The sequence below is a fragment of the Amycolatopsis pretoriensis genome (genome assembly GCF_900107925.1).
GTDB lineage: Bacteria > Actinomycetota > Actinomycetes > Mycobacteriales > Pseudonocardiaceae > Amycolatopsis > Amycolatopsis pretoriensis.
In genome coordinates, this window is sequence record NZ_FNUJ01000001.1 from 647612 (window position 1) to 671327 (window position 23716).

The window sequence follows — 23716 nt, forward strand, 5'->3', positions numbered from 1 at the left end:
CCAGCCGGGTACCCGGCCGACATGCGAGTTCTGCTCACCGGATGGGCCTCTTTCCTGCACGGCGAAGCGACCGCGGGGGACGCCCTCAGCCTGCGCGCGGTGGGGGCCGCGCTGACCGCGGCGGGGATCGACCACGACGTGGTCTGGAGCCCCGGTTTCCGCCCCGGCACCCGGCACCTGCCCGACGCCCCGCCCTCGGAGTACACGCACGTGGTGTTCGCCTGCGGTCCGCTGCACGGGCCGCAGGTGCGTTCGCTGCACGAGCGGTACGCGTCCTGCCGCCGGATCGCGATCGGCGTATCCGTGCCCGACCCGGACGACCCGGCGGCGACCGGGTTCCACCGGATCTTCCCGCGTGACGACGGTGTCACCCCGGACCTGTCCCTGGCCGCGCCGGTCTCGAAGACCCCGGTGCTCGGCGTGGTCCTCGCCCCGCACCAGCCCGAGTACGGCGGTGCGGGGCGCCACGACGACGTCCACGACGCGCTGACCGGCTGGGTCGCCGGCCTGGACTGCGCGCGGGTGCCCCTGGACACGCGGCTGGCGCACGAGGACTGGCAGCGGTGCGCGACGCCGGACCAGTTCGTCTCGCTCGTGTCCACAATGGACGTAGTGGTCACCACGCGGCTGCACGGGCTGGTGCTCGGGCTGAAGGCCGGGGTCCCGGTGGTCGCCGTCGATCCGGTGGCCGGCGGGGGAAAGGTGACGGCGCAGGCGAAAGCGCTCGGCTGGCCGGTCGTCGCAGCCGAAGAAGCCGGGGACACCGCGCTGCTCGACGCGAGGCTCAAGGGGTGCCTGACCACCGCGGTCACACCACCGCCGGCGCCGTCCTTGGCGGGTCTCGTGGACGAGCTGGCGGCCTCGCGGTGAGCGCGCGCACGACCGTCGTCATCGCCACGCACAACCGCGCCGGCGAGCTGGCCCGCACCCTCACGCAACTGTCCTCGTTGGACCCACGGCCACCGGTAGTGGTGCTGGACAACGCTTCCGAAGACGACACCGCCGCCGTCGCCGCGCGCTTCCCCGGCGTCCGGCTGATCCGGCTGCCGCACAACGTCGGCGCCGCCGCCCGCACGCTCGGGGTGCTCGTCGCCGAGACGCCGTACGTGGCCTTCAGCGACGACGACTCGTGGTGGGCGCCCGATGCCCTGCCCGAAGCCGAACGGATCTTCGACGTGCACCCGCGGGCCGGCCTGCTCGCCGCACGCACCCTCGTCGGCCCGGACTGCCGGGACGACCCGGTGACGCCCGACATGGAAAGAAGCCCGCTCGGCCGCCCCGACGGCGCGCCCGGACCGCTGGTGCTCGGGTTCCTCGCTTGCTCCGCGATCGTCCGCCGGACGGCGTACCTGCAGGTGGGCGGCTTCAGCCCGCTGCTGCACTTCGGCGCGGAGGAGCAGCTGCTCGCCTACGACCTGGCCGCGCGAGGCTGGGACGTCTGCTACGTCGGGCACCTGCGTGCCCACCACCACCCGTCGCGGTCGCGGCCGCCGTCGTCCTGGCGCCGCCGCGCCGAGCTGCGCAACCGGCTGCTCATCGCCGTGCTGCGCCGGCCGCCGCGCGTCTGCCGCCGCGAGGTCGCCCGGACGCTCGTCACCGCGCCCGGCGCCGTGCTCGGCGCGGTCGCCCGGCTGCCCCAGGCGCTCGGCTCCCGCCGCGTACTGCCCGCCCACGTCGAAGACCAGGCCCGGACACTGGAAAGGACCGCCGAATGGCGCGCATCTCGGTCGTGATCATCACCTGCAACCGCCGTGAGCAGCTGCGGGAGACCTTGGCGCACATGACGTCCTTACCGGACGACCCACCGGTCTTCGTCGCGGACAACGGCTCCGCGGACGGCACGGCCGAGATGGTCGCGCGCGAATTCCCCGACGTCCGGCTGTTCGCCTTGCCGGACAACCTCGGCGCGGTGGCGCGCAACGTCGCCGTCGAGGAGGTCACGACGCCGTACGTCGCTTTCTGCGACGACGACACGACCTGGCAGCCGGGCGCGCTGACCCGGGCGTCGGACATCCTGGACGCCCACCCCGGCCTGGGCTCGGTGACCGGCCGCTGCCTGGTCGAGCCGAGCCTGGCCGAAGACCCGATCACGCCCGAACTGCGCGACTCGCCGGTGCCGGGCCCCTCGTGGCTGCCCGGGCCGGCGCTGCTGGGCATCATGGCCGGGCTGACCGCCGTGCGCGTCAGCGCGTTCCGGGAGGTCGGCGGCTTCTCGACGCGGATGTGGCTGGGCGGCGAGGAGGAGCTGTTCGCGCTGGACCTCGCGGCGCGCGGCTGGTGGATGTGCTGGGCCGAGGACGTGGTGATCCACCACGCGCCGTCGAAGCTGCGCGACCCGCGCCACCGCCGTCGCCTCGGCATCCGCAACACACTGTGGACACTGCTGCTGCGCCGTCCGTGGCCGGCGGTCTTCCGCCGCGGCCGCGAGGTGCTGCGCACGGCCCCTCGCGACCGCGCGACGGCGGCGGCCCTGCTCGACGTCCTGCGCGGCCTGCCGTGGGTGCTGCGCGACCGCAAGGTGGTCCCGCCGCACGTCGAACACGGCCTCTACCTGCTGGAAGAACCCCAGCGCACCTCGAAGGCCCGCCGGTACGTGGGCTGAAGTCCGTGAATGGCACATTCACGGACTTAGCGGCCCTGAATGTGCCATTCACGGACTTCGTCAGCGGGCCTCGGCGGTGACCGCGGCTTCCGGCACGAGCTTGTGGTACGCCCGCAGCGTGTCGGCCGCGACGCGGTCCCACGAGTAGCGGGCCACCGCGCGGTCGTGCCCGGCGGTGCCGTACGCGTGGCACAGCGCCGGGTCGTCCAGCAGCCGCCGGACCCGGGACGCCAGCTCCTTCGGCTGGTGCGGCCGGACCAGCAGCCCGGTGACGCCGTCGACGACGGTGTCGGTCAGGCCGCCCACCGCGGCCGCGACCACCGGAACCCCGCACGCCATCGCCTCCAGGGGCACGATCCCGAACGGCTCGTACCACGGCGTGCACACCACGGCGTCGGCCGAGCGCAACAGGGCCGGCATGTCGTCCCGGGACACCTGGCCGGGCCAGCGGACGCGGTCGCCGACGCCGAGCCGGCCGGCCAGCTCGCGCAGCCGGTTGGCCTCGGGGTCCTGCGAAAGCCGGCCGCGTTCGGGCCCGCCCGCGATCACCAGTTCGGTGTCGGGCAGCTGGGCGAGCGCGGTGATCGCGATGTCGAACCCCTTGCGCGGCACCAGCCGGCCGACGGCCACCAGGCGGTGGCGTTCGCGGCGGCGGGCGATCGGCCCGTCGGGGGAGAAGCGCCCGAGGTCGACGCCGCACGGCACGATCGAGATCCGCGACCGCGGCACGCCGAGGCGGGACAGCTCGAAGACCTCGTCGGAGCAGGTGGCGACGACGCGCCCGGCCTGCCGGCCGATGATCCGCTCCAGCCGGATCCGGTCGGCCGGGCTGGTGTCCTGGTCACCCTGGTAGCGCTTCTTGACGACGCCGAGGGCGTGGAACGTCTGCGTCACCGGCGTCGCGGTCGCGCTCGCCGCGAGCACGGTCGCGAGACCGGACATCCAGAAGTGCGCGTGCGCCACGTCCGGCCGATCGGCGGCCCAGCGGTCCCGCAGGAAGCTGCCGAACTCGCCCATGTACGGCAGGAGGCGGTCCTTCGGCTCCTTCCGCGGCGGCCCGGCGGGCACGTGCACGACGTCGTAGCCCTGCGGCGTCCGGACCTCGGCCGGCTCGTCGCGGCTCTCCCGTCGCGTGTAGACGGTGACGTCGTGGCCGGCGCGCGTGAGAGCCGCCGACAGCTCGGCGACGTGCACGTTCTGCCCGCCGGCGTCGGCTTCGCCCAACGCGGCCAGGGGGTTGGCGTGTTCGGACACCATCGCGATCTTCATCGGAGAGGCGTTCCCTTCGGGGTTCAGCGGGCCGTCTCGGCGAGGAGGTGGTCCCAAGTGGTGAGGAAGGCGTCCAGCCCGTGCTTTTTCAGGGCGTGTTCGCGGGCGTTCTTGCCGGCCAGCGCGGCGAAGTCGGGTTCGTGCACCAGCTCGCGGAAGCCCCGGGCCAGCACGGAAACGTCGGTGGAGAGCACGCCCGCGTCCGGCGGGACGGCCTCGATCGCCTCGGTCGAGGCGAAGACGACGACCGGCATCGCCAGGTGCATCGCCTCCAGGAGGGACAGTCCGAGCGACGTCCAGCGGGCGGTGTGGAGGTAGACGCGGCGGCGGGCGATCTCGTCGTGCAGCGCCGGCGCGGGGACGTCGCCGCGGCCGCCGACCTCTTCCGTGCCCATGCCGAACAGGTCGATCGGCGCGGCTTCGGCGAGCGTTTCGAGGAGGTCGGCGCCGGTCACGCGGCGGCGGCGCACCGGTTCGTTGATCATCGACACGCCGGCGGCGAGCTCGCCGGTGTAGCGCGCGCCCGGGTCGGGGATGCCGTGCGGGACGACGGTCGTGGGCGCGCGGCCGCAGTCCCACATCGCCTCGTTGAAGTGGGTCACGTGCGCGACGGTGATGTCCGCCCGCGCGGACAGGGGGTGCTCGCTCGAAGCGGCGTACGGCCGGGGCGCGTTGTGTTCGACGTAGACGGCGGGCACGCCGAGGCGCGCCACCAGGTCGAGCTCCTCCGGGCGCTGGACGACCACGACGTCCGGCTCGGCCTCGGCGAGGCGGTCGAGCGGCACCTCGGTGACCGACGGCCAGTCGCGACCCGCTTTCCCGAGCCCCCACGGGGCACCCTCCGGGGACACCGGCAGCAGGTACTGGTGGCGCCCGCGGACGAAGGCGTCGGTCCACGAGCCGTGCACGTGCCAGAGCAGTACTCTCAGGCGCCGGGATCCGGGTTCGGTCATGGCCCCCTGGTTTCCCGGAGAACGCCTGTTAAACGTGCCCCTCCAGGGGGTACCCGGCTCCCGGCGCTTGCGTCGACGAAGGGACGGCCATCGATGCGGTTCACCCCACGGGGTACCCGGTTCTTCGACCTGCTCACCGACGCGGCGAGAAACCTGGTGACCGCGAGCGCGGTGCTGCGCGACCTCGTCGCCGCCGAGCCCGGCGAGCGGGAGCCCTTCGCCAAGCGCCTGCACGAGGTGGAGCATCACGGCGACGAGCTGATGCACACGATCATGGTCGAGCTGAACAGCTCGTTCGTGACGCCGTTCGACCGCGAGGACATCCAGGCGCTGGCCGGGAAGCTCGACGACGTGCTCGACTTCATGGACACCGCGGCGGACCTGGCCGTGCTGTACCGCATCGACGCCTTCCCGCCGGGGACGGACGTGCTGGTCCGGGTGCTGTGCCGGTGCGCCGAGCTGACCGCGAACTCGATGCCGGGGCTGGCGAAGGTGGGCGAGCTCGAGCCGTACTGGATCGAGATCAACGAGCTGGAGAACGAGGCCGACCGCGTCTACCGGCGGGTGCTGGCCCACCTGTTCGAACCGGGCGGGGACGCCCTCGAGGTGCTCAAGACCAAGGAGGTCGTCGAGCAGTTCGAGCTGGCGGCCGACGCCTTCGAGCACGTCGCCGACGTGGTGCAGACCATCGCCGTCAAGGAGTCCTGAGTGACGGGCACGGCCGCCCTGGTCGTCGTGATCGTCCTGACGCTCTTCTTCGACTACACCAACGGGTTCCACGACGCGGCGAACGCGATCGCGAGCGCGGTGTCGACGCGCGCGCTGACCCTGCGCGCGGCGCTGCTGCTGGCGGCGGTGATGAACCTGGCGGGCGCGCTGCTGTCGACGGGCATCGCCGCGACGGTGGCGAAGGGCATCATCGACGTCCCGGCCGGCCCGGACGCGCTCACGGTGGTGTTCGCCGCCCTCGCCGGGGCGATCACCTGGAACCTCGTGACCTGGTACTTCGGCCTGCCGTCGTCGTCTTCGCACTCGCTGATCGGCGGCATGGTGGGGGCGGCGCTGGCCGCGGCGAGCACGGTGCACTGGGCGGGGATCGCCGAGAAGGTGCTGATCCCGATGGTGGCGTCGCCGCTGCTGGGGCTGGGGCTGGGCTACGCCGCGATGGTCGCGGCGCTGTGGCTGCTGCGCCGGGCGAACCCGCACCGCAGCGGTCGGGTGTTCCGCCGGTTCCAGATCCTTTCGGCCTCGGCGCTCGCACTGGGCCACGGGTTGCAGGACGCGCAGAAGGGCATGGGCGTGATCGTCCTGGCGCTGGTGGCGGCGGGCGAGCAGGCGACGTTTTCGGTGCCGCTGTGGGTGACCCTGCTGTGCGCGGCGGCGTTGTCGCTGGGCACCTATTCGGGTGGTCTCCGGATCATGCGGACGTTGGGCCGCCGGGTGTTCCCGCTGGACCCGCCGCACGGGTTCGTGGCGGAGTCGGTGGCCTCGTCGGTGCTGTACGTGACGGCGTTCGCGGTGAAGGCCCCGATTTCGACAACGCACGTGATCACGGCGGCGATCATGGGTGTGGGCGCGACCCGGCGGTTGTCGGCGGTGCGGTGGGGGATCGCGAGGGACATCGTGCTGGGGTGGGTGTTGACCTTCCCGGCGGCGGCCGCGGTGGCCGCGGCGGTGTACTTGGTGGCGGACGCGCTCACCTGAGCAGGCGGTGCCGGGACGTCATGAACGACTCTTTCGTGGCGTCGGGCGTGGTGAACGACCCTTTCATGTCGTCGCCAGGCGATTTCGTGAGCCCGCTGCCCAGCACTCGCGCGCGGGGCCGCCGATCGGAGCCGCCTCCCGCCCTCGGTCGCGTTTGCCTCCTCGTCCTGCGGGAAACCGGGCCCCGAGACCCGTACCCGGAAAGGGAGAGCCATGAAGGCAGTGACCTGGCACGGCAAGCGTGACGTCCGCGTCGAGGACGTACCGGACCCCAAGATCGAGGAGTCCACCGACGCCGTCATCCGCGTCACCTCGACCGGGATCTGCGGCTCCGACCTGCACCTCTACGAAGTGCTCGGCGCCTTCATGACCGAAGGCGACATCCTCGGCCACGAGCCGATGGGGATCGTCGAAGAGGTCGGGGACGCCGTGCCGAACCTCAAGCCCGGTGACCGTGTCGTCATCCCGTTCAACATCTCCTGCGGCCACTGCTGGATGTGCGAACGCGGCCTGCAGTCGCAGTGCGAGACCACCCAGGTCAAGGAGCAGGGCAAGGGCGCCGCGCTGCTCGGCTACACCAAGCTCTACGGCCAGGTCCCCGGCGGCCAGGCCGAATACCTGCGCGTCCCGCAGGCGCAGTACGGCCCGATCAAGGTGCCGGAGGGCCCGCCGGACGAGCGGTTCGTCTACCTCTCGGACGTAGTCCCGACCGCGTGGCAGGCCGTCGAGTACGCGAACGTCCCGAAGGACGGCACGGTCGTCGTGTTCGGGCTCGGGCCGATCGGGCAGATGAGCTGCCGCATCGCCCGGCACCGCGGGGCCGCGCAGGTGATCGGGGTCGACCTCGTACCTGAGCGGCTCGCCCGGGCCCGGGAGCACGGCGCCACGGCCCTCGACACCCGTGACCACAAGAACATCGGCGACGCCATCCGGCAGCTCACCAACGGCCGCGGCGCGGACTCCGTCGTCGACGCCGTCGGCATGGAAGCCCACGGTGCCCCGGTCGGGAAGCTCGCGCACAACCTGGTCAACCTGCTCCCGCAGGCCGTCGGCGCCAAGATCACCGAGAAGGCCGGCGTCGACCGCCTGAGCGTGCTGTACGCCGCGATCGACGCCGTCCGCCGTGGTGGCACCATCTCGCTGTCCGGCGTCTACGGCGGCATGGTCGACCCGATGCCGATGATGGAGCTGTTCGACAAGCAGGTGCAGCTGCGGATGGGCCAGGCCAACGTCCGGCACTGGCTCGACGACATCATGCCGGTGCTCACCGGCGACGGCGACCCGCTCGGCGTGGAGGGCTTCGCCACCCACAAGCTGCCCCTGGCCGACGCGCCGCGCGCGTACGAGATCTTCCAGAAGAAGCTCGACGGCGCGCAGAAGATCCTGTTGCAGCCCAACGCCTAGACACCCCAGGAGGGAACTGACTCTTGCGAGCCGTCACCTCGCTGCCGTACGAAATCACCGTCGAGGACCACGTCCGGATCCCGGCGTCCGACGGGACCGTGCTGTCCGCCCGCATCTGGCGGCCGGTCTCGTCGGACGCCGAGCCGGTGCCGGCGATCCTCGAGTACATCCCGTACCGCAAGCGCGACCTGACCGCGCCCCGCGACTCGATCCACCACCCCTACCTCGCCGGCCACGGCTACGCGTGCGTGCGTGTGGACATCCGCGGCACCGGCGAGTCCGAGGGCGTGCTGGCCGACGAGTACCTCGAACGCGAGCAGCTCGACGCCGAGGACGTCCTGGAGTGGATCGCCGCGCAGCCGTGGTGCACCGGGGACACCGGGATGATGGGGATCTCGTGGGGCGCGTTCGCCGCCCTGCAGGTCGCGGCGCGGAAACCGCCGAGCCTGCGCGCGATCGTGATCTCCTCGTTCACCGACGACCGCTTCGCCGACGACATGCACTACATGGGCGGGTGCCTGCTGTCGGACAACGTCGCCGAGTCGGGCACGATGTTCGCCTACGCCACGCTGCCGCCGGACCCGGCCGTCGTCGGCGACCGGTGGCGCGAGATGTGGCGGGAGCGGCTGGAGAACTGCAGCCTGTGGATCGAGAACTGGCTCGGCCACCAGCGCCGTGACGACTATTGGCGGCACGCCTCGGTGTCGGAGAACTACAGCGACGTGCAGGTCCCGGTGCTGGCCTCCAGCGGCTGGGCCGACGGGTACTCCAACGCCGTCATCCGGTTGCTCGCCCACCTCGACGTCCCGCGGCGCGGGCTGATCGGGCCGTGGTCGCACAAGTACCCGCACCTCGGCGAACCGGGCCCGGCCATCGGCTACCTCCAGGAAGTCGTGACGTGGTGGGACCACTGGCTGCGCGGCGCCGACAACGAGGCCATGGACGGGCCGATGCTGCGGACGTGGATGCAGGAGAGCGTGCCGCCGTCGACGTCCTACGAGGACCGGCCCGGCCGGTGGGTCGGCGAGGCCACCTGGCCGTCGCCGCACGTGAAGCCGCAGGAGCTGCCGCTGGCGCGCCACCGGCTCGGGCGGCCGGGGGAGACCGTTCAGGACGAGGCCGTGACGGTGTCCTCGCCGCTGTCGGTCGGGCAGTTCTCCGGCAAGTGGGCGTCCTACAGCGCGCCGCCGGACCTGCCGTACGACCAGCGCGAAGAGGACGGCGGCTCGCTGGTGTTCGACACCGACGTGCTCACCGAGCGCTGTGAGATCCTCGGCTCGCCGGTGGTCCGGCTGGAGGTCTCGGCCGACCAGCCGGTGGCGATGATCGCGGCCCGGCTGTCCGACGTCGCCCCGGACGGGCGCGCCACCCGCGTCACCTACGGCCTGCTCAACCTGACCCACCGGGACGGCCACGACGAACCGGCGCCGATGGAGCCGGGGCAGCGGTGCGCCGTGGAGATCGAGCTGAACGCCGTCGCGCAGGCTTTCCCGGCGGGGCACCGGATCCGGCTGTCACTGTCCACTTCGTACTGGCCGCTGGCGTGGCCGCCGCCGAAGCCGGTGCTGCTGAGCGTCCACACCGGACACAGCGCGCTGGAGCTGCCGGTGCGGCCGGTCGCCGAACCGGACGAGCTGCCCGCCCGGCCGTTCGGCGAACCCGAAGGCGCGCCGCCGATGCCGGTCACCGCGGTGACGCCGGGGGAGCAGCGTTGGACCGTCTCGCGGGACCTCGTCGACTACCACTCGGCGCTCGACATCGTGAAGAACGCCGGCACCGTGCGCTTCGACGAGCTCGACCTCGAGGTCGCCCGCGACGTCCGGGAGCGCTACAGCTGGGAGGCCGACGACTTCTGCTCGCCGGTCGCCGAAACCGAATGGGTCGTGACGTTCTCCCGCGGTGAGTGGCTGGCGCGCAGCGAAACGCGCACCCGGGTGTCCTGCACGGACACCGAGTTCGTGATCGACGCGCAGCTCGACGGCTACGACGGCGCCCGCCGAATCGTCTCCCGGAACTGGCACCGGCGGATCCCGCGTGACCTGGTCTAGTTTCACCGTGGCGCGACGGGGTACGCACTCCGTGTGCGGATCGTGATCACCGGGGCCACCGGCAACGTCGGAACGGCGCTGCTGGCCGCCCTCGACCCTGTCCACGACGTCGTCGGCTTGGCGCGCCGGCTGCCCGACACCACGGCCGAGCCGTACCGCCGGGCGGGCTGGCGCGCCGCCGACATCGGGGTCCGGGGCGCCGAGCAGGAGCTGGCCGGGGTGTTCGAGGGCGCCGACGCCGTCGTCCACCTGGCGTGGGCCATCTCGCCGGTGCGCGGCGACCCACCCATGTACCGGACCAACGACCACGGCACCCGGCACGTCCTCGCCGCGGCCGCGGCGGCCGGGGTGCCGCAGCTGGTGGTCGCCTCGTCGGTGGCGGCCTACGGGCCCGCGCCGCGCTGGGAGAAGGTGCCCGAAACCCACGTGTGCACCGGAATCCCGCACAGCGCCTACAGCCGCGGCAAGGCCGCGCTGGAAACGCTGCTCGACCGGTTCGAGGAGCGGCACCCCGAGGTGCCGGTGGCGCGGATCCGGCCGTGCGCGATCGTCCACCGGCGCGCCGCCGGGGAATTCGCGCGGTGGCTGCTCGACCCGGTGGTGCCCGCCCGGATCGTCGGCGGCCGGCGGCTGCCGGTTCCGCTGTGGACCGGTCTGCGCGCCCAAGCGGTGCACACCGCCGACGTCGCCGGCGCGATCGAGCGGATCCTCGACCGCCGCTTCGCCGGCGCGGTCAACCTCGCCGCACCCGAGGTGCTCGATTCCGACGCGCTGGCCGGGATCCTCGGCGGCCGGCGGATCCCCGTTCCGAAGCCGTTGGCGCAGGTGGCGGTTCGGGCGGCCTGGGCCGGCGGCGTGCTGCCGGTGCACCCGGGCTGGCTGGAGCTCGCCGACCGCGCGGCGCTCGCGGACACGACGCTGGCGGAGACCGCGCTGGGCTGGCAACCTCGGTATGACGCCGCGTCCGCGGTCGCCGAGCTGGTCGCCGGGCTCCGGTCGGGCGAGGGGGCGGCGAGCCCGCCCTTGGCCCCGCCGCGCCGCGGTGGGGTCGTGTCCAGGCTGCGCTCGCTCACGCGGGTGGGGCCGAGCCACCAGTCGCAAGCCTGAACGGGAGGCCGCCAGTGAGCACCGAAGCCGCCGACGCCGTGGTGATCGGCGCCGGCCACAACGGCCTGGTGGCGGCGAACCTCCTCGCGGACGCGGGCTGGTCGGTGCTCGTGCTGGAGGCGACCGAGCACCCGGGCGGGGCCGTGCGCACCGCCGAGGTCACCGAGCCGGGCTTCCGCAACGACCTCTTCAGCGCCTTCTACCCGCTTTCGGCCGTATCACCGGTGCTCCGGGGCCTGAAGCTGGAGGAGCACGGCCTGCGCTGGCGGCACGCCCCCGACGTCCTCGCGCACATCCTGCCCGACGACCGGTGCGCGGTCCTGTCCCGGGACCTCGACCGCACCGCGGCGTCGGCCGACGAGTTCGCCCCGGGCGACGGAGACGCGTGGCGCCGGCTGTTCGAGCAGTGGCAGGAGATCCGCGAGCCGCTGCTGAACGCGTTGTTCACGCCGTTCCCGCCGGTTCGCCCGGCGCTGAAGCTGCTGCGGCGCACCGGAACCGGGGACGCGCTGCGCCTGGCGCGGATGCTGACGCTGCCGGCGCGCCGGTTCGGCGACGAGCTGTTCGCCGGCGAAGGCGCGAAGCTGCTCGTGGCGGGAAATGCCGCGCACAGCGACCTTTCCGTCGACAACGCGGGCAGCGCGGTCTTCGGCTGGCTGCTCGCGATGATCGGCCAGGACGTGGGTTTCCCGGTGCCCGAAGGCGGAGCGGGGGAGCTGATCGCGGCGTTGGTGCGCCGGTTGGAGTCCCGCGGCGGAGTGGTCCACTGTGGACGTCCGGTGCGCGAGGTGATCGTCGGCGACGGCCGGGCGCTCGGCGTCCGGGACGGTGCGGGGGTCGCGGTGCGGGCGAACAAGGCCGTGCTCGCCGACGTGCCCGCGCCGGTGCTCTACCGCAAGCTGGTGGGGGAGGAGTGGCTGCCGTCGCGGCTGGTCGAAGACCTCGGAAAGTTCGAATGGGACAGTGCGACGGTGAAGGTGGACTGGGCGTTGTCCGGCCCGATCCCGTGGACGGCCTCAGAGGCTCGCGGCGCCGGCACGATCCACTTGGGGACGGACCTGGACGGGCTGTCGGCGTTCGGCGGCGAGCTCACCCGCGGCCGGACCCCGCGCCGGCCGTTCCTGCTGCTGGGCCAAATGACCACGACGGATCCGACGCGCTCCCCGGCGGGCACGGAGGCAGCGTGGGCGTACACGCACGTACCGCGCGGCACGATGGAGAACCGCACGGCCCTGGAGCGGCGGGCGAAGCGCATGGAAGAGACGGTCGAGGCGAACGCGCCGGGTTTCACGGGGTTGATCAAGGCCCGGTACGTGCAGGGGCCGGCCGAGCTGGCGGACCACAACCCGGGCCTGGTCGGCGGCGCGATCAACGCGGGGACGACGGCGATCCACCAGCAGCTGTTCTTCCGGCCGGTGCCGGGGACGGGCCGGGCGGACACCCCGGTCGACCGGTTGTTCCTGGCGGGAGCATCGGCGCACCCGGGAGGGGCGGTCCACGGCGGTCCGGGAGCGAACGCGGCCAAGGCGGCGCTGGCGCGGGCGGGTGTGCTGGGTGGCGGGTACGCGGCGGTGATCCGGGCGGCCCACCGGGCGATCTACGGCTGAGCTGAGGTGGCCGGGCGCTGAGCCTGCGGTGACTGGCGGCCGGTCGCGTGCGATTCGCGGCCGAGCGCGGGGAACGAGCGCCGCCGACCCAGGCGGCAAACCGCGCGATCTACAGCTGAGCGCGGGGCTGAGCGGCGGTGGCGGGGCGCCTTGCCGCGCGAGCCGTCGGCGGGCTGGGCGCTTCACCGGGCGATTCGTGGCTGAGCAGAAGCGTGGCAAAGCTTCCGGCGGCCGGCCATGTGATCCGGGCTGAGCGGCGGTGGTGGGGGCGGCGCCTTGCCGCGCGAGCCGTCGGCGAGCTGGGCGCTTCACCGGGCGATTCGTGGCTGAGCAGAAGCGCGGCAAAGCTTCCGGCGGCCGGTCGTGCGCGATCCGCGGCCGAGCACCGCTGATCCGAGCCACCCGCCGGGCGCTCCACTGCGGCGCGCGGCAACCTCCCCACTATTTCGCTTGCGGCTCCACCCCACCTGCCGCATACTCGGCCGCCGATGTCGGGACCTGCGGAAACGGGTGGTTCGTGTTCGATGTGATCATTGCCGGGTGTGGGCCGACCGGCGCGATGCTGGCGGCCGAGCTGCGGTTGCACGATGTGCGGGTGCTCGTCCTGGACAAGGAACCCGAACCCGCGTCGTCGTTCGTGCGGGTCGTGAGCCTGCACGTCCGCAGTCTCGAACTCATGGCGATGCGCGGCCTCCTGGACCGCCTCCTCGAACACGGCAGGCAGCGCCCGGTCGGCGGGGTCTTCGCCGCCATCCCCAAACCCGCGCCCGAAGGGCTCGAATCCGCGTACCTGCTGGGCATCCCGCAGCCGGTCGTCGACCGGCTGCTCGGCGACCACGCGGCCGACCTCGGTGCGGAAGTCCGGCGCGGGGCCACCGTCACCGGGTTCGACCAGGACGACGACGGGGTGACCGTCGAACTCGCCGACGGGGAACACCTGCGAACCCGTTACCTCGTCGGCTGCGACGGCGCACGCAGCACGGTCCGCAAGCTGCTCGGCGTCGGCTTCCCCGGCGAACCGTCGCGAATGTTCACGCTGATGGGCGAACTTGAAGCCGGGGCACCACCGGAGGAAGTCTCCGCCAAGGTGGCCGAGGTCCGCGAGACGAACAAGGCGTTCGACTTCCGCCCCTTCGGCCAGGGCATCTACCGCGTCGTGGTCCCCGAATCGGACCCCGGCGCGGAGCCACCGACCATCGAGGACTTCCGGCGGGCACTGGACACCCTCGCCGGAACCGACTTCGGCGTGCACTCCCCGCGCTGGCTGTCCCGCTTCGGCGACGCCACCCGGCTGGTCGAGCAGTACCGCGTCGGACGCGTGCTGCTCGCCGGCGACGCGGCGCACATCCACCCGCCCGCCGGCGGGCAGGGCTTGAACCTGGGTGTCCAGGACGCGGTCAACCTCGGCTGGAAACTGGCCGCGCGGATCCGCGGCTGGGCACCGGAAACCCTGCTGGACACCTACCACGCCGAACGTCACCCGGTGGCCGGGGACGTGCTCGCCAACACCCGCGCCCAGGTCGAACTCCACTCCGCCGGAGCCGTGCGCGCGCTGCTCACCGAACTGATGGACTTCCCCGAGGTGAACCGGTACCTCATCGAGAAGATCACGGCGACCGGCGTCCGCTACGACTTCGGCGCGGGCCCGGACCTGGTCGGCCGGCGCCTGCGCGACGTCGAACTGAAGCAGGGCAAGCTCTTCGACCGGCTGCACCGCGGACGCGGCCTGGTCCTCGACCGCACCGAGCGGCTGACCGCCGGGGGCTGGGCGGACCGCGTCGACGTCATCGCCGATCCGACGGCGGCGCTGGACGTCCCCGCGCTGCTGCTCCGCCCCGACGGGTACGTCGCCTGGGCCGGCGACCGGCAGGACGAACTGGACGTCCACCTGGCCCGCTGGTTCGGCGAGCCCGCCGGCTGATCACGGCCGCGGGTGGCCGCTCTTCGCCCGGGCGTGCTTGCCGGTCGCGAGGTCCGCCAGCCGCGCCAGGGACTCGGTGTTGCGCGGCTTCACCAGCAGCGCCTGGACGGCCGCCGGCAGCACCTTGCCCGGGCCGCGGACGATGTGCTCGGTCATCCGGACGAGCGTCTTGCCCTCGCCGTGCGGCACGAGCGTCAACCCGACCGCCGCCGCGCCCAGCGGCCAGCCACGGGCCTCGAGCGAAAGCGACAGGCCCGGCTCGACAGCCGTCACCACCGTCTCGTCCTGGATGTGCACCGGCCACGGGCCCACGCTGTGGTGGATCCGCGAACCCACGGCGGGCCAGTCCTGCTCGACGTCGCGGATGTGGGAGCTCCCGACCACCCAGCCGGCGTACAGCCAGCCGTCGGCGAGCACCTCGAACACGGCCTCGGGCGGTACGTCGATCACGCGGCTGACCTCGGTCACGGCTTCCTCCTGCTCATCGGGACCACCGAGGAGTACCCGGTCGTGGACGGGGTATGCCCCGCGGCGACGACGCAGGAGGTGGCGATGGCAGCCAGACGCCGGAAAGAGCCCGAAAGCCCGGGCGAGCTCGACAAGCGGACGTGGGGCGGGGTGCTCAAGCGCACCTTCAAGCAGTTCAACCGCGACAACCTGACCGACTGGGCCGCGGCCCTCACCTACTACGGCGTGCTGTCGCTGTTCCCGGGCATCATCGTGCTCACGGCGATCCTCGGCCTGCTGGGCCCGAACGCGATCCAGACCGTGATCGACAACATCAACCAGGTGGTTCCGGGGCAGGGCAAGGACATCCTCGTCGGCGCGATCAAGGAGCTGGCGGGCTCGCGCAGCCTGGCCGGGCCGCTGGCGATCATCGGCCTGCTGGGCGCGTTGTGGTCGGCGTCCGGCTACATCGGGGCGTTCATGCGCGCGTCGAACGCGATCTACGGCATGCCGGAGGGACGGCCGGTCTGGAAGACGATCCCGCTGCGGATCGCGTTGACGATCGGGATCGTGATCCTGCTGGCGGCGTGCGCGCTGGGCGTGGTGGCGACCGGCTCGGTGGCGCGGCGGATCGGCGACCTGATCGGCCTCGGCTCGACGGGCGTGCTGGTGTGGGACATCGCGAAGTGGCCGGTGATCGCGCTGCTCGTCAGCCTGGCGTTCGCGTTGCTGTACTGGGTGGGCCCGAACGTGCGGCTGCCGGGGTTCAAGTGGCTGACGCCGGGCGGGCTGCTGGCGGTGGTGCTGTGGGTGCTGGCGTCGGGCGGGTTCGCGTTGTACGTGGCGAACTTCGGGTCGTACAACAAGACCTACGGTTCGCTGGCCGGGGTGATCGTGTTCCTTGTATGGTTGTGGATCTCGAACGTGGCGGTGCTGCTGGGGGCGGAGCTGGACGCCGAGCTGGCCCGCGGGCGCGCGATCGAGGCGGGCCGCGAGGACGACCAGGCGGAGCCGTTCCTGCCCCCGCGCGACACGAAGGCGATGGACGAGGACGAAGCCGCGAATGTGGCTCGGGAAACCGAACGGAGCTGAACGGATGGCCTGCCGGATCACGGAACTGGTGCTCGACTGCCGAGACCCGGACAGGCTGGCCGAGTTCTGGTGCGCGGTGCTCGGCTACGAGGTGATCGGCCACGAGCCGGACGGCCTCGAGCTGGGCCCGGCGGGCGGCCGGTTCGGCGCGGGCCCGCCGACGCTGATCCTGGCACAGACGGAGAACCCTCGCCGGGGAAAGCTGCCGTTGCACCTGGACGTGAGCCCGGCGGGGACGGACCAGGAGACGGAGCTGGCGAGGTTGCTGGCGCTGGGTGCCCGCCGGGCGGATGTAGGCCAGGACGGGAGCGAGTCCTGGGAGGTGCTGCAGGACCCGGAGGGCAACGAGTTCTGCTTGCTGCGCAAGGACGTGGGGGAGGCGTAGAAGACGTCATGAACGACTCGTTCATGACGTGGGCGGGGGAGCTGCCGCCGAACCCGCGGGGCGCGGGACCGACCGAAGGTTTGCCCGGCATGCCCGCCGACCCTCAGCTGTCCGCGGACTCCGCGGCACACCGGCGCCACCGAACCCGGTCCCCGGCCGGATCGGCGTGCCAGACAGCCGTCCCCTCGGATTCCCAAGTGGGCACCAGCCGCCCGGTCACCACGCGTCCCCGGGCCACCTGACCGAACAACTCGACCCCATCGGCCCGCCGAGCCGCCGGGATCCACGCCGGGAACCGCGTCCGCGGCAGCTTCCGCTCGACCCACTCCCGCGCCGATCCCTCAGTGCCGTGGTCGGATTCGACGATGCTCGACACCGGGCCGTCGCCGCCGACCGTCAGGCCGATCGACGCGCGCCAGCGCACGGGGGAAGCGTCGGGGTTCATCGGTCCCAGGTTCCCGGAAGACCGCGTCCGCGGGCCAGTACACGGACGGGTGGATCGCAGTTCACTCACCGTGTCTCCTGTCACTCGACAGGGGAAGTCTTCCCCGCTCGGGTGATCTTCAATCACGCGCGGTTGAGCAGCCGCGCGGTCGCCTTCTCCAGCACCGCTCGCGCGTCGTCGCCGTCGAGCTTGCCCGCCCGCTTCAGCGCCGACGAGATCGTGCGCTCGTCGCGGTAGGCCTCCACCAGCCGGGGGTCCACATAGGACGTCCGGCACACCGCCGGGGTGTTGCCGAGCGCCTTCGAGACCTCCTTCATCACCCCGGACTCCGCCCGCTTGGCCGCCGCTTTCGACGCCGGCGCCTCCGCGGCGGCGAACGCGGCCGCCGCGAGCACCGTCGCGTTCCACGTCCGCAGGTCCTTCGCCGTGCAGTCGTCGCCGGCGAGCTCCTTGAACCGCTCGTTGACGTCGGCCGCGTGCACCTCGTGCCAGGTGCGGCCCTCGCGGTAGACCAGCAGCCGGTCACTGCCCGATTTGCTGCGCAGCAGCGACTTCACCACCGACGCCAGCGCGGCGTCCCGGATCGCCACCTCCCGGTCGAGGCCGCCCTTCGCGACGTAGCAGAACCGGCACTCGTCCCCGCGGACCGACGCGTGGGACCGCAGCAGCGTCGCGACGCCGTGCGTGCCGTTCTCCTCCGCGTACTCCTCGCCGCCGGTCCGGAAGATCCCCCGGTCGAGCATCCGCAACGCCGCCGCGAGCACCCGCGTCCGGGTGAGGCCGGACCCGGCCAGGTCGTCCTCGACCGACGCGCGCCACGAGGGCAGCCGACGCGCCATCGCCAGCACGCGGTCGTGCTTCTCCTCGTCACGATCCCGGCGCCACTGCTCGTGGTACAGGTACTGGCGCCGCCCGGCGTCGTCGGTGCCGACGGCCTGGACGTGCCCGTTCGGGTACGGGCAGATCCACACGTTCCGCCAGGCGGGCGGGATGACCAGGCCCTTGATCCGGTCGAGCAGCTCCGGGTCGGTGACCGGCGAGCCCTCGGGCGTGGCGTAGGAGAAACCCCGGCCGCGGCGGATCCGCCGGATGCCGGGGCCGCGCAGGTCACTGCGGCGGAGTCGGGTGCGTCCCATCGCCGCGAAATACCCGCCCGGCGTACGGGGAAACCATGATTGCCCGGCGGCGCGCCGGGTACGCCGGGAGGAGTCAACCGGAAGGGAGCGGCCGCATGAGCACCGCCACCAAGCCGCCGGCCGTCGTCACCGGCGCGTCCAGCGGGATCGGGCTCGAACCGGCGAAGCAGTTCGCCCGGCACGGCTTCGACGTCGTGCTCGCCGCCGAGGACGCCGAGCCGGCCGCGGCCGCCGACCGATCCGCGCCTGCGAGGCCCGGGTCGAGGTCGGCTACGAAGCCCTGATGAGCGGCGAAGACAAGCTTGTGCCCGGTGAGGCCAAGGCGAAGCAGCAGGGCGAGAAGACGAAGCCCGGATCGGCGGAATAATGAGCGTGGTCAAGGAGAAGGCGAAGCGGGTGCAGCGCGGTTACGCGGGGCAGGCCGACCGACCGCTGGCCGGGTATCTCGGGGTGATGGGCGCCTACGGCACCCTCGTCGGCGGGCTGACGGCGCTGGGCCGCGTCCTCGGCAAGCGGCTGCCCAGCCGGTTCGGCGCCGGCGACACGGTGCTGCTCGGCACGGCGACGTTCAAGGCCAGCCGGCTCCTGGCCAAGGACGCGGTGACGAGCCCGCTGCGCGCGCCGTTCACGCGCTACGAGGAGCCGGCCGGCGACGACGAGCTCAACGAGTCCGTCCCGGCGAAGGGCCACGTCAAGCACGCCGTGGGGGAGCTGCTGACGTGCCCGTTTTGCTTGAACGTGTGGGTCGGCACCGGGCTCGCGGCCGGCCTGGTCATCGCGCCGAAGCCGACCCGGCTGGCGGCGACGGTCCTGACCGCGGTCGGCGTCGCCGACGCCCTCCACCTGCTCTACGACGCCGGCAAGAAGCTCGCCTCGGGCTGACCGGCACTTTCACGTGAAAGTGCCGGTCAAGCCTCAGGCGGGGCCGCGGCGCAGCGGGCGGACCGCGGGTCCCTGCACGACTTCGCCGTCCACCCCGAACCGCGAGCCGTGACACGGGCAGTCCCACGTCTTCTCCGCGTCGTTGAACGAAACCAGGCACCCCAGGTGCGTGCAGTGCGCGCCGACGGTGTGCAGCCGACCGGCTTCGTCGCGGTGCGCGGCGACGAGCTCGCCGCCGACGCGGACGACCTCGGCGTCGCCGGGCGCGAGGTCGTCGAGCTTCTCCGACCGCCACAGCGCCGCCACGTGGTCGCCGATCAGGTACTTGGCGACCGTCAGGTTGTCCTCGGCCACCCCGAACACCGAGCGGGCGTCGAAGCGGTTGGGGTCGAACAGGTCCGCGGCCGGGTGCGGCTCGCCGAGGATCCGCGCGGCGAGCACGTGCCCCGCGGCGGTGCCGCCGGTCATGCCCCACTGGCCGAACCCGGTGGCCACCCACAGGTTCTTCGTCCCCGGCAGGTACCGCCCGACGTACGGCAGCAGGTCCACGGTGGACATGTCGTGCGCGGACCAGCGGTGGGTCACCCGGTGCAGGCCGGCGTGCGCGTCCGCCCAGTCCGCGAGCCGCCGGTACCGGCGTTCGACGTGCACGTGCGCCCCGACGCGGTAGTGCTCGCCGCCGGCGATCACCATCGGCGTGCCGGCCTCGACGTATCCGCGCACGGAGTGGTGCGTGTCGGCGTCGAGGAACATGCCCTCCGGGGCCGCGTTCCCGGCCGCCGGACCCGCCACGACGAGGTCGCGGACCGGTTCGAGCCGCGCGAAGTACAGGCCGCGGTCGAGCACGGGGTAGTGGGTCGCGACGACGACCTCGCCCGCCACGACGTCGCCGCGCGAGGTGCGGACGGTCTGCCCGTTCAGCGCGGTCGCCCGGGCGTTCTCGACGACCGTCCCGCCCGCGCGCTCGACTTCGGCGGCCAGCCCGAGCAGCCACCGGCGGGGGTGGAAGTGCGCCTGCCCGGTGGTCCGGACGGCGCCGAGCGCGGGCACGTCGAGGCCGACGTCGGTGGTGAACGCCGCGGGCAGGCCCGCCGCGGCGGCGGCTTCCGCCTCCCGCTTCAGCGAGTCGACGGTCTTCTCCCGAGTCGTGTACACCCAGCTGTCCGCGCGGGTGAAGCCGCAGTCGATCCCGAGGTCGGCCGCGGTGGCGGCGATCCACTCGAGGGCGGCGGTCTGCGTCCTGGCGTAGGTCTGCGAGGCCTTCTCGCCGTGCCGAGAGGTCAGGTCCGCGTACTTGGCCCCGTGCTGGGCGCTGACCTTCGCGGTGGTGTGGCCGGACACCCCGGCGGCGACCCGTTCCGCTTCCAGCACGACCACCGAACGGCCGCCCCGGGCGAGCAGCAGGGCGGTCGTCAGCCCGGCGATGCCCGCACCCAGCACCGCGACATCCGCCGACTCCGGGACCGGCACCCCCGTGCGATCCGGCGCGGGAGCGGTTTCGACCCAGAGCGACAGCGGTTCGGGCAATGCGGTCATGCGCGCGGGTTTCCCGCTCGCGGTGCGCCGAAACTCGGCCGTCCGGACCGTTTTGGGCCGGGGGTGCCGGGTAGGCCACGGTCATGAGCAACAACATCTTCGTGGTCGGGCTGGACGAGGAGAACCAGCGCGTCCTTCAGAGACTGCCCTGGGCCGGGACGTACGAATTCCACGGCCTGCTGACCCCCGAGGAACTGCAGCACGGCGAGATCGACTTCGAGGCACTGCTGAAGACGGCGCAGCACCAGCTGGACGCCTTCGACGGGGACGTCGCCGCGATCGTCACCTACTGGGACTTCCCGGCGGCGACGCTGGTCCCGATCCTGTGCGCCCGGTACGGCCTGCCCAGCCTGTCGCTGGAGGCCGTGCTCAAGTGCGAGCACAAGTACTGGAGCCGCCTGGAACAGCGCAAGGTGATCGACGAGCTGCCGAACTTCGGCGTCGTCGACCTCGACGACGAGCACCCCGCCCCGCCCCGCGGGGTCGGCTTCCCCATGTGGCTCAAGCCGGTCAAGTCGTTCTCCTCCGAACTCGCGTTCAAGGCCGACGACGAGACCGAGTTCGCCGACGCCGTTGCCGAAATCCGCGCCGGGGTCGGCCGCGTGGGCGAGCCGTTCGGGTACGTGCTCGACCAGGTGCAGCTGCCGCCCGAGATCGCCCAGGTCGGCGGAGCCGCCTGTCTGGCGGAGGAGGCGCTGCACGGCGTCCAGGCGGCGGTGGAGGGTTACGTCTACCACGGCGAAGTCGTCGTCTACGGCGCTCTCGACTCGATCAACTACCCGGACAGCTCGTCGTTCCTGCGCCACCAGTACCCGTCCCAGCTGGCGGAGGAGCCCGTGCGGCGGATGCGCGAGGTGGCCGAGCGGGTGATGCGGCAGATCGGTTACGACAACGGCACCTTCAGCATCGAGTTCTTCTGCGACCCCGAATCGGGCCAGGTGGCCCTGTTGGAGATCAACCCGCGGCACTCGCAGTCGCACGCCGAGCTGTTCGAGTTCGTCGACGGCGTCGCCAACCACGAGATCATGGTCCGGCTGGGACTCGGGCAGGATCCCGGCCGCCGGCCCAGCAAGGGCAAGTACCAGATCGCCGGGAAGTGGTACCTGCGCCGCTTCGAGGACGGCGTCGTGACGCGCGTGCCGACCCGTGAGGAGGTCGCCGCGATCGAAGACCGGATCGACGGCACGCAGATCGAGATCGTGCCGACCGCCGGGCAGCGGCTTTCGGAACTGCCGGAGCAGGACAGCTACAGCTTCGAACTGGCCCAGTTGTTCGTGGCGGCGCACACCGAGCACGAGATGACGCAGAAGTACGACGCCTGCGTGGACGCCCTGCGGTTCGAGTTCGACGAAGGGTGACGATAACGTTTCGACCGGCCACGGGTGGGCTACCCGCCCGGTAGCACGAGGTCTAGCGTGTGCCGGGAGGAGGTGGTCACCGTGCCCGCAGCCCGGCGGGACGTCGTGGTCGCCGGAGCTTCGGCCGGCGGGGTGGAAGCGCTGCGCGCCCTGGCCCGGTCGCTGCCCGCCGACTTCCTCGCCACGCTGCTGGTGACCATGCACCTGCCACCCGGGGCGCGCAGTGCGCTGCCGATGATCCTGGATCGCGCGGGTCCGCTGCCGGCGCTGCCGGCCACCCACGGCGCGCCGCTGCGGCCGGGCGTCATCTACGTGGCACCGCCGGACCGGCACCTGCTGGTGGACAACGGTTCGGTGATCCTGACGCGGGGGCCGGCGGAGAACGGGTACCGGCCGGCGATCAACGCCACCTTCCGCTCGGCGGCGGTGGGGGCCGGGCCGCGCACGATCGGCGTTGTCCTCTCGGGCACCCTCGACGACGGTGCCGCCGGGCTGCGCGCGGTCGCCGACCGCGGGGGCGTCGCCGTCGTACAGGATCCGGCGGACGCGTTGTACCGGGGCATGCCCGACAGCGCGCTCGCCGCGGTGGACGCGGAGTTCGTCCTGCCGGCGAACGAGCTCGGTGCGGCGCTGGACAAGCTGACCCGGGCTCCCGTGGACAGCGCCGACGCGCCGCCGCCGTCAGCCGGACTCCTGCTCGAGGTCGGCGACGCCGGGCAGTACCGCTGCCGGATCGGGCACGCGTGGTCGACGGAGGCGCTGCCGGGCGCCCACGACACCGAGTTCCAGCGGACACTGTGGACGGCGCTGCGCTCGCTCGACGAAAAAGCAGGCTTCGACGAGCGCCTGCGCCGGGACTCCCACCTGCGCGACGACAGCCTGCTCGCCGCCCGGTACGCCGTCACCGCGGCCGAACGCACCACCGCCGCGGCGACGCCGCGCAAGTTCCTCCTTTCGCTGTCCGGCGCCGGGGTGGAGGAGCTGTTGTGACGGCACCGGCCGGCCAGGTGCACGTGGTGCCGCAGCCCGGGGACAAGGTGACGACGGCGCTCGTCACCGGAGTCCTCGACATCGAGTCCTACCCCGACCTGCGTGACGGCCTGCTCAAGATCGCCGCGGAGGCCCCCGACGGGCTCATCGCGGACATCGACGCGCTCGCCATCCGCGAACCCACGCTGGCGACCGTGTTTTCGCTGGTCGCCATGCGGATCGGGGACTGGCCGGCCATCCCCTTCACCGTGGTGACCGGCCGGACCGAGCACCGGGCGATGTTCCGCGGCATGGCCGTCGACCGGTTCGTGCCGCTGCACGAGACCCGCGAAATCGCCGAAACCCGGCTCTCCGCGCCGCCGCGCCGCCGGGCCGCCCAGCTGCTGGCCCGCTCGGCGAACGCTTCGGGCCTCGCCCGTGACTTCGTGCGGCGCGTCTGCGCGGAGTGGGCGGTGCCGGACCTCGCCGACGACGCCTTGCTCGTGGTGACCGAGCTGGTCGAGAACGTCATCCGGCACACCGCCTCCACGCCGCGGGTGCGGCTGGAGCTGAGGCAGAGCCTGCTGAGCGTCGCGGTGACCGACGACGATCCGCGGCGGGCGGTCCTGCTCGAGCGGCTGAGCCCGCTCGAACCAGGTCTCGGCCTGCGGATGGTCGCGCAGGTGGCGCGGGTGTGGGGCTGCAGCCGCTCGTGGTCCGGCGGCAAGGTCGTCTGGGCGGTGCTCACCCGGCGTACCGCCGGTTCCGGCGGTCGTGACGGCGAGTAGCGCGTCGGACCGTGAGCCTGATGCGGCTGGTCCGCCGGCGGTTACCGCGACCCGGGGCTTCCC

At 72.7% G+C, this 23716-nt stretch carries 23 protein-coding genes; 17 read left to right on the forward strand and 6 right to left on the reverse strand.

The annotated features are described in order from the left end of the window. Nucleotides 1-21: 21 nt before the first annotated feature. The 3 genes from BLV96_RS03165 to BLV96_RS03175 are packed head-to-tail and all read left to right on the forward strand — an operon-like array spanning nt 22 to nt 2602. On the forward strand, nt 22-870 hold the full coding sequence (locus BLV96_RS03165) for a polysaccharide pyruvyl transferase family protein (RefSeq protein ID WP_091388724.1): 849 nt from the start codon (nt 22-24) through the stop codon (nt 868-870). After that, nucleotides 867-1733: a glycosyltransferase family 2 protein gene (locus BLV96_RS03170; RefSeq protein ID WP_091388726.1), complete on the forward strand. Its 867-nt coding sequence runs from the start codon at nt 867-869 to the stop codon at nt 1731-1733. The genes BLV96_RS03165 and BLV96_RS03170 overlap by 4 nt, the downstream gene beginning before the upstream one ends. Further along, a complete protein-coding gene (locus BLV96_RS03175) occupies nt 1712-2602 on the forward strand; it encodes a glycosyltransferase family 2 protein (RefSeq protein ID WP_086681923.1) in 891 nt (296 codons plus the stop codon). The genes BLV96_RS03170 and BLV96_RS03175 overlap by 22 nt, the downstream gene beginning before the upstream one ends. Nucleotides 2603-2662: 60 nt before the next feature. Here BLV96_RS03175 and BLV96_RS03180 read toward each other — a convergent pair whose 3' ends face one another. Both BLV96_RS03180 and BLV96_RS03185 read right to left on the reverse strand, forming a co-directional pair. Then, complete coding sequence (locus tag BLV96_RS03180; RefSeq protein WP_086681920.1) at nt 2663-3871, reverse strand: glycosyltransferase family 4 protein; 1209 nt, start codon at nt 3869-3871, stop codon at nt 2663-2665. Between the two features lie 23 nt (nt 3872-3894). Further along, the gene (locus BLV96_RS03185; protein WP_086681918.1) at nt 3895-4824 is read right to left on the reverse strand and encodes a glycosyltransferase; all 930 of its coding nucleotides are present in this window, start codon (nt 4822-4824) and stop codon (nt 3895-3897) included. 93 nt (nt 4825-4917) lie between these two features. On the opposite strand from BLV96_RS03185, the gene BLV96_RS03190 reads away from it, so the two are divergent. The 7 genes from BLV96_RS03190 to BLV96_RS03220 all read left to right on the forward strand — a co-directional run bounded on the left by BLV96_RS03190 (nt 4918) and on the right by BLV96_RS03220 (nt 14615). Beyond that, a complete protein-coding gene (locus BLV96_RS03190; RefSeq protein ID WP_086681915.1) occupies nt 4918-5532 on the forward strand; it encodes a DUF47 domain-containing protein in 615 nt (204 codons plus the stop codon). Further along, a complete protein-coding gene (locus tag BLV96_RS03195; RefSeq protein ID WP_086681913.1) occupies nt 5533-6528 on the forward strand; it encodes an inorganic phosphate transporter in 996 nt (331 codons plus the stop codon). A gap of 213 nt (nt 6529-6741) precedes the next feature. Then, the gene (locus BLV96_RS03200) at nt 6742-7932 is read left to right on the forward strand and encodes a zinc-dependent alcohol dehydrogenase (RefSeq protein WP_086681910.1); all 1191 of its coding nucleotides are present in this window, start codon (nt 6742-6744) and stop codon (nt 7930-7932) included. Nucleotides 7933-7955: 23 nt separating this feature from the next. Then, entirely contained in the window at nt 7956-9980 is a 2025-nt protein-coding gene (locus BLV96_RS03205) for a CocE/NonD family hydrolase (protein ID WP_086681906.1), read from the forward strand. 33 nt (nt 9981-10013) lie between these two features. Then, a complete protein-coding gene (locus BLV96_RS03210) occupies nt 10014-11087 on the forward strand; it encodes an NAD-dependent epimerase/dehydratase family protein (protein ID WP_086681903.1) in 1074 nt (357 codons plus the stop codon). 14 nt (nt 11088-11101) lie between these two features. Further along, the gene (locus tag BLV96_RS03215) at nt 11102-12694 is read left to right on the forward strand and encodes a phytoene desaturase family protein (protein ID WP_086681900.1); all 1593 of its coding nucleotides are present in this window, start codon (nt 11102-11104) and stop codon (nt 12692-12694) included. A 517-nt stretch (nt 12695-13211) separates the two neighbouring features. Next, nucleotides 13212-14615 (forward strand): FAD-dependent monooxygenase, encoded by a 1404-nt coding sequence (locus BLV96_RS03220; RefSeq protein WP_086681897.1) that lies wholly within the window; start codon nt 13212-13214, stop codon nt 14613-14615. Here the strand turns inward: BLV96_RS03220 and BLV96_RS03225 are convergent, their stop codons facing one another. Then, nucleotides 14616-15083 (reverse strand): SRPBCC family protein, encoded by a 468-nt coding sequence (locus BLV96_RS03225; protein ID WP_086681894.1) that lies wholly within the window; start codon nt 15081-15083, stop codon nt 14616-14618. 84 nt (nt 15084-15167) lie between these two features. Between BLV96_RS03225 and BLV96_RS03230 the strand changes: the two genes are divergently transcribed. Beyond that, a complete protein-coding gene (locus tag BLV96_RS03230; protein WP_086681891.1) occupies nt 15168-16154 on the forward strand; it encodes a YihY/virulence factor BrkB family protein in 987 nt (328 codons plus the stop codon). A gap of 4 nt (nt 16155-16158) precedes the next feature. Continuing rightward, on the forward strand, nt 16159-16539 hold the full coding sequence (locus BLV96_RS03235; protein WP_086681888.1) for a VOC family protein: 381 nt from the start codon (nt 16159-16161) through the stop codon (nt 16537-16539). A gap of 103 nt (nt 16540-16642) precedes the next feature. Here BLV96_RS03235 and BLV96_RS03240 read toward each other — a convergent pair whose 3' ends face one another. Both BLV96_RS03240 and BLV96_RS03245 read right to left on the reverse strand, forming a co-directional pair. Further along, nucleotides 16643-16984 carry a hypothetical protein gene (locus tag BLV96_RS03240; RefSeq protein ID WP_244180020.1) on the reverse strand — a complete coding sequence of 114 codons (342 nt, stop codon included), beginning with the start codon at nt 16982-16984 and terminating at the stop codon, nt 16643-16645. Nucleotides 16985-17106: 122 nt separating this feature from the next. Next, nucleotides 17107-18120: a DNA topoisomerase IB gene (locus BLV96_RS03245; protein WP_086681885.1), complete on the reverse strand. Its 1014-nt coding sequence runs from the start codon at nt 18118-18120 to the stop codon at nt 17107-17109. Between the two features lie 95 nt (nt 18121-18215). Here BLV96_RS03245 and BLV96_RS03250 point away from each other — a divergent pair, with 95 nt between their 5' ends. Then, on the forward strand, nt 18216-18404 hold the full coding sequence (locus BLV96_RS03250; RefSeq protein WP_086681883.1) for an SDR family NAD(P)-dependent oxidoreductase: 189 nt from the start codon (nt 18216-18218) through the stop codon (nt 18402-18404). 82 nt (nt 18405-18486) lie between these two features. After that, nucleotides 18487-19002 (forward strand): DUF1360 domain-containing protein, encoded by a 516-nt coding sequence (locus BLV96_RS03255; RefSeq protein WP_208608122.1) that lies wholly within the window; start codon nt 18487-18489, stop codon nt 19000-19002. Nucleotides 19003-19035: 33 nt separating this feature from the next. Here the strand turns inward: BLV96_RS03255 and BLV96_RS03260 are convergent, their stop codons facing one another. Continuing rightward, the gene (locus tag BLV96_RS03260; protein WP_086681877.1) at nt 19036-20538 is read right to left on the reverse strand and encodes an FAD-dependent oxidoreductase; all 1503 of its coding nucleotides are present in this window, start codon (nt 20536-20538) and stop codon (nt 19036-19038) included. Nucleotides 20539-20621: 83 nt separating this feature from the next. On the opposite strand from BLV96_RS03260, the gene BLV96_RS03265 reads away from it, so the two are divergent. The 3 genes from BLV96_RS03265 to BLV96_RS03275 all read left to right on the forward strand — a co-directional run bounded on the left by BLV96_RS03265 (nt 20622) and on the right by BLV96_RS03275 (nt 23653). Then, nucleotides 20622-21896 (forward strand): ATP-grasp domain-containing protein, encoded by a 1275-nt coding sequence (locus tag BLV96_RS03265; RefSeq protein WP_086681873.1) that lies wholly within the window; start codon nt 20622-20624, stop codon nt 21894-21896. 81 nt (nt 21897-21977) lie between these two features. Beyond that, nucleotides 21978-22886, forward strand: coding sequence for a chemotaxis protein CheB (locus BLV96_RS03270; RefSeq protein ID WP_244180021.1), 909 nt, complete (start codon nt 21978-21980; stop codon nt 22884-22886). Next, entirely contained in the window at nt 22883-23653 is a 771-nt protein-coding gene (locus BLV96_RS03275; protein WP_244180022.1) for an ATP-binding protein, read from the forward strand. Before BLV96_RS03270 ends, BLV96_RS03275 begins: the two co-directional genes overlap by 4 nt. Nucleotides 23654-23716 lie beyond the last annotated feature (63 nt).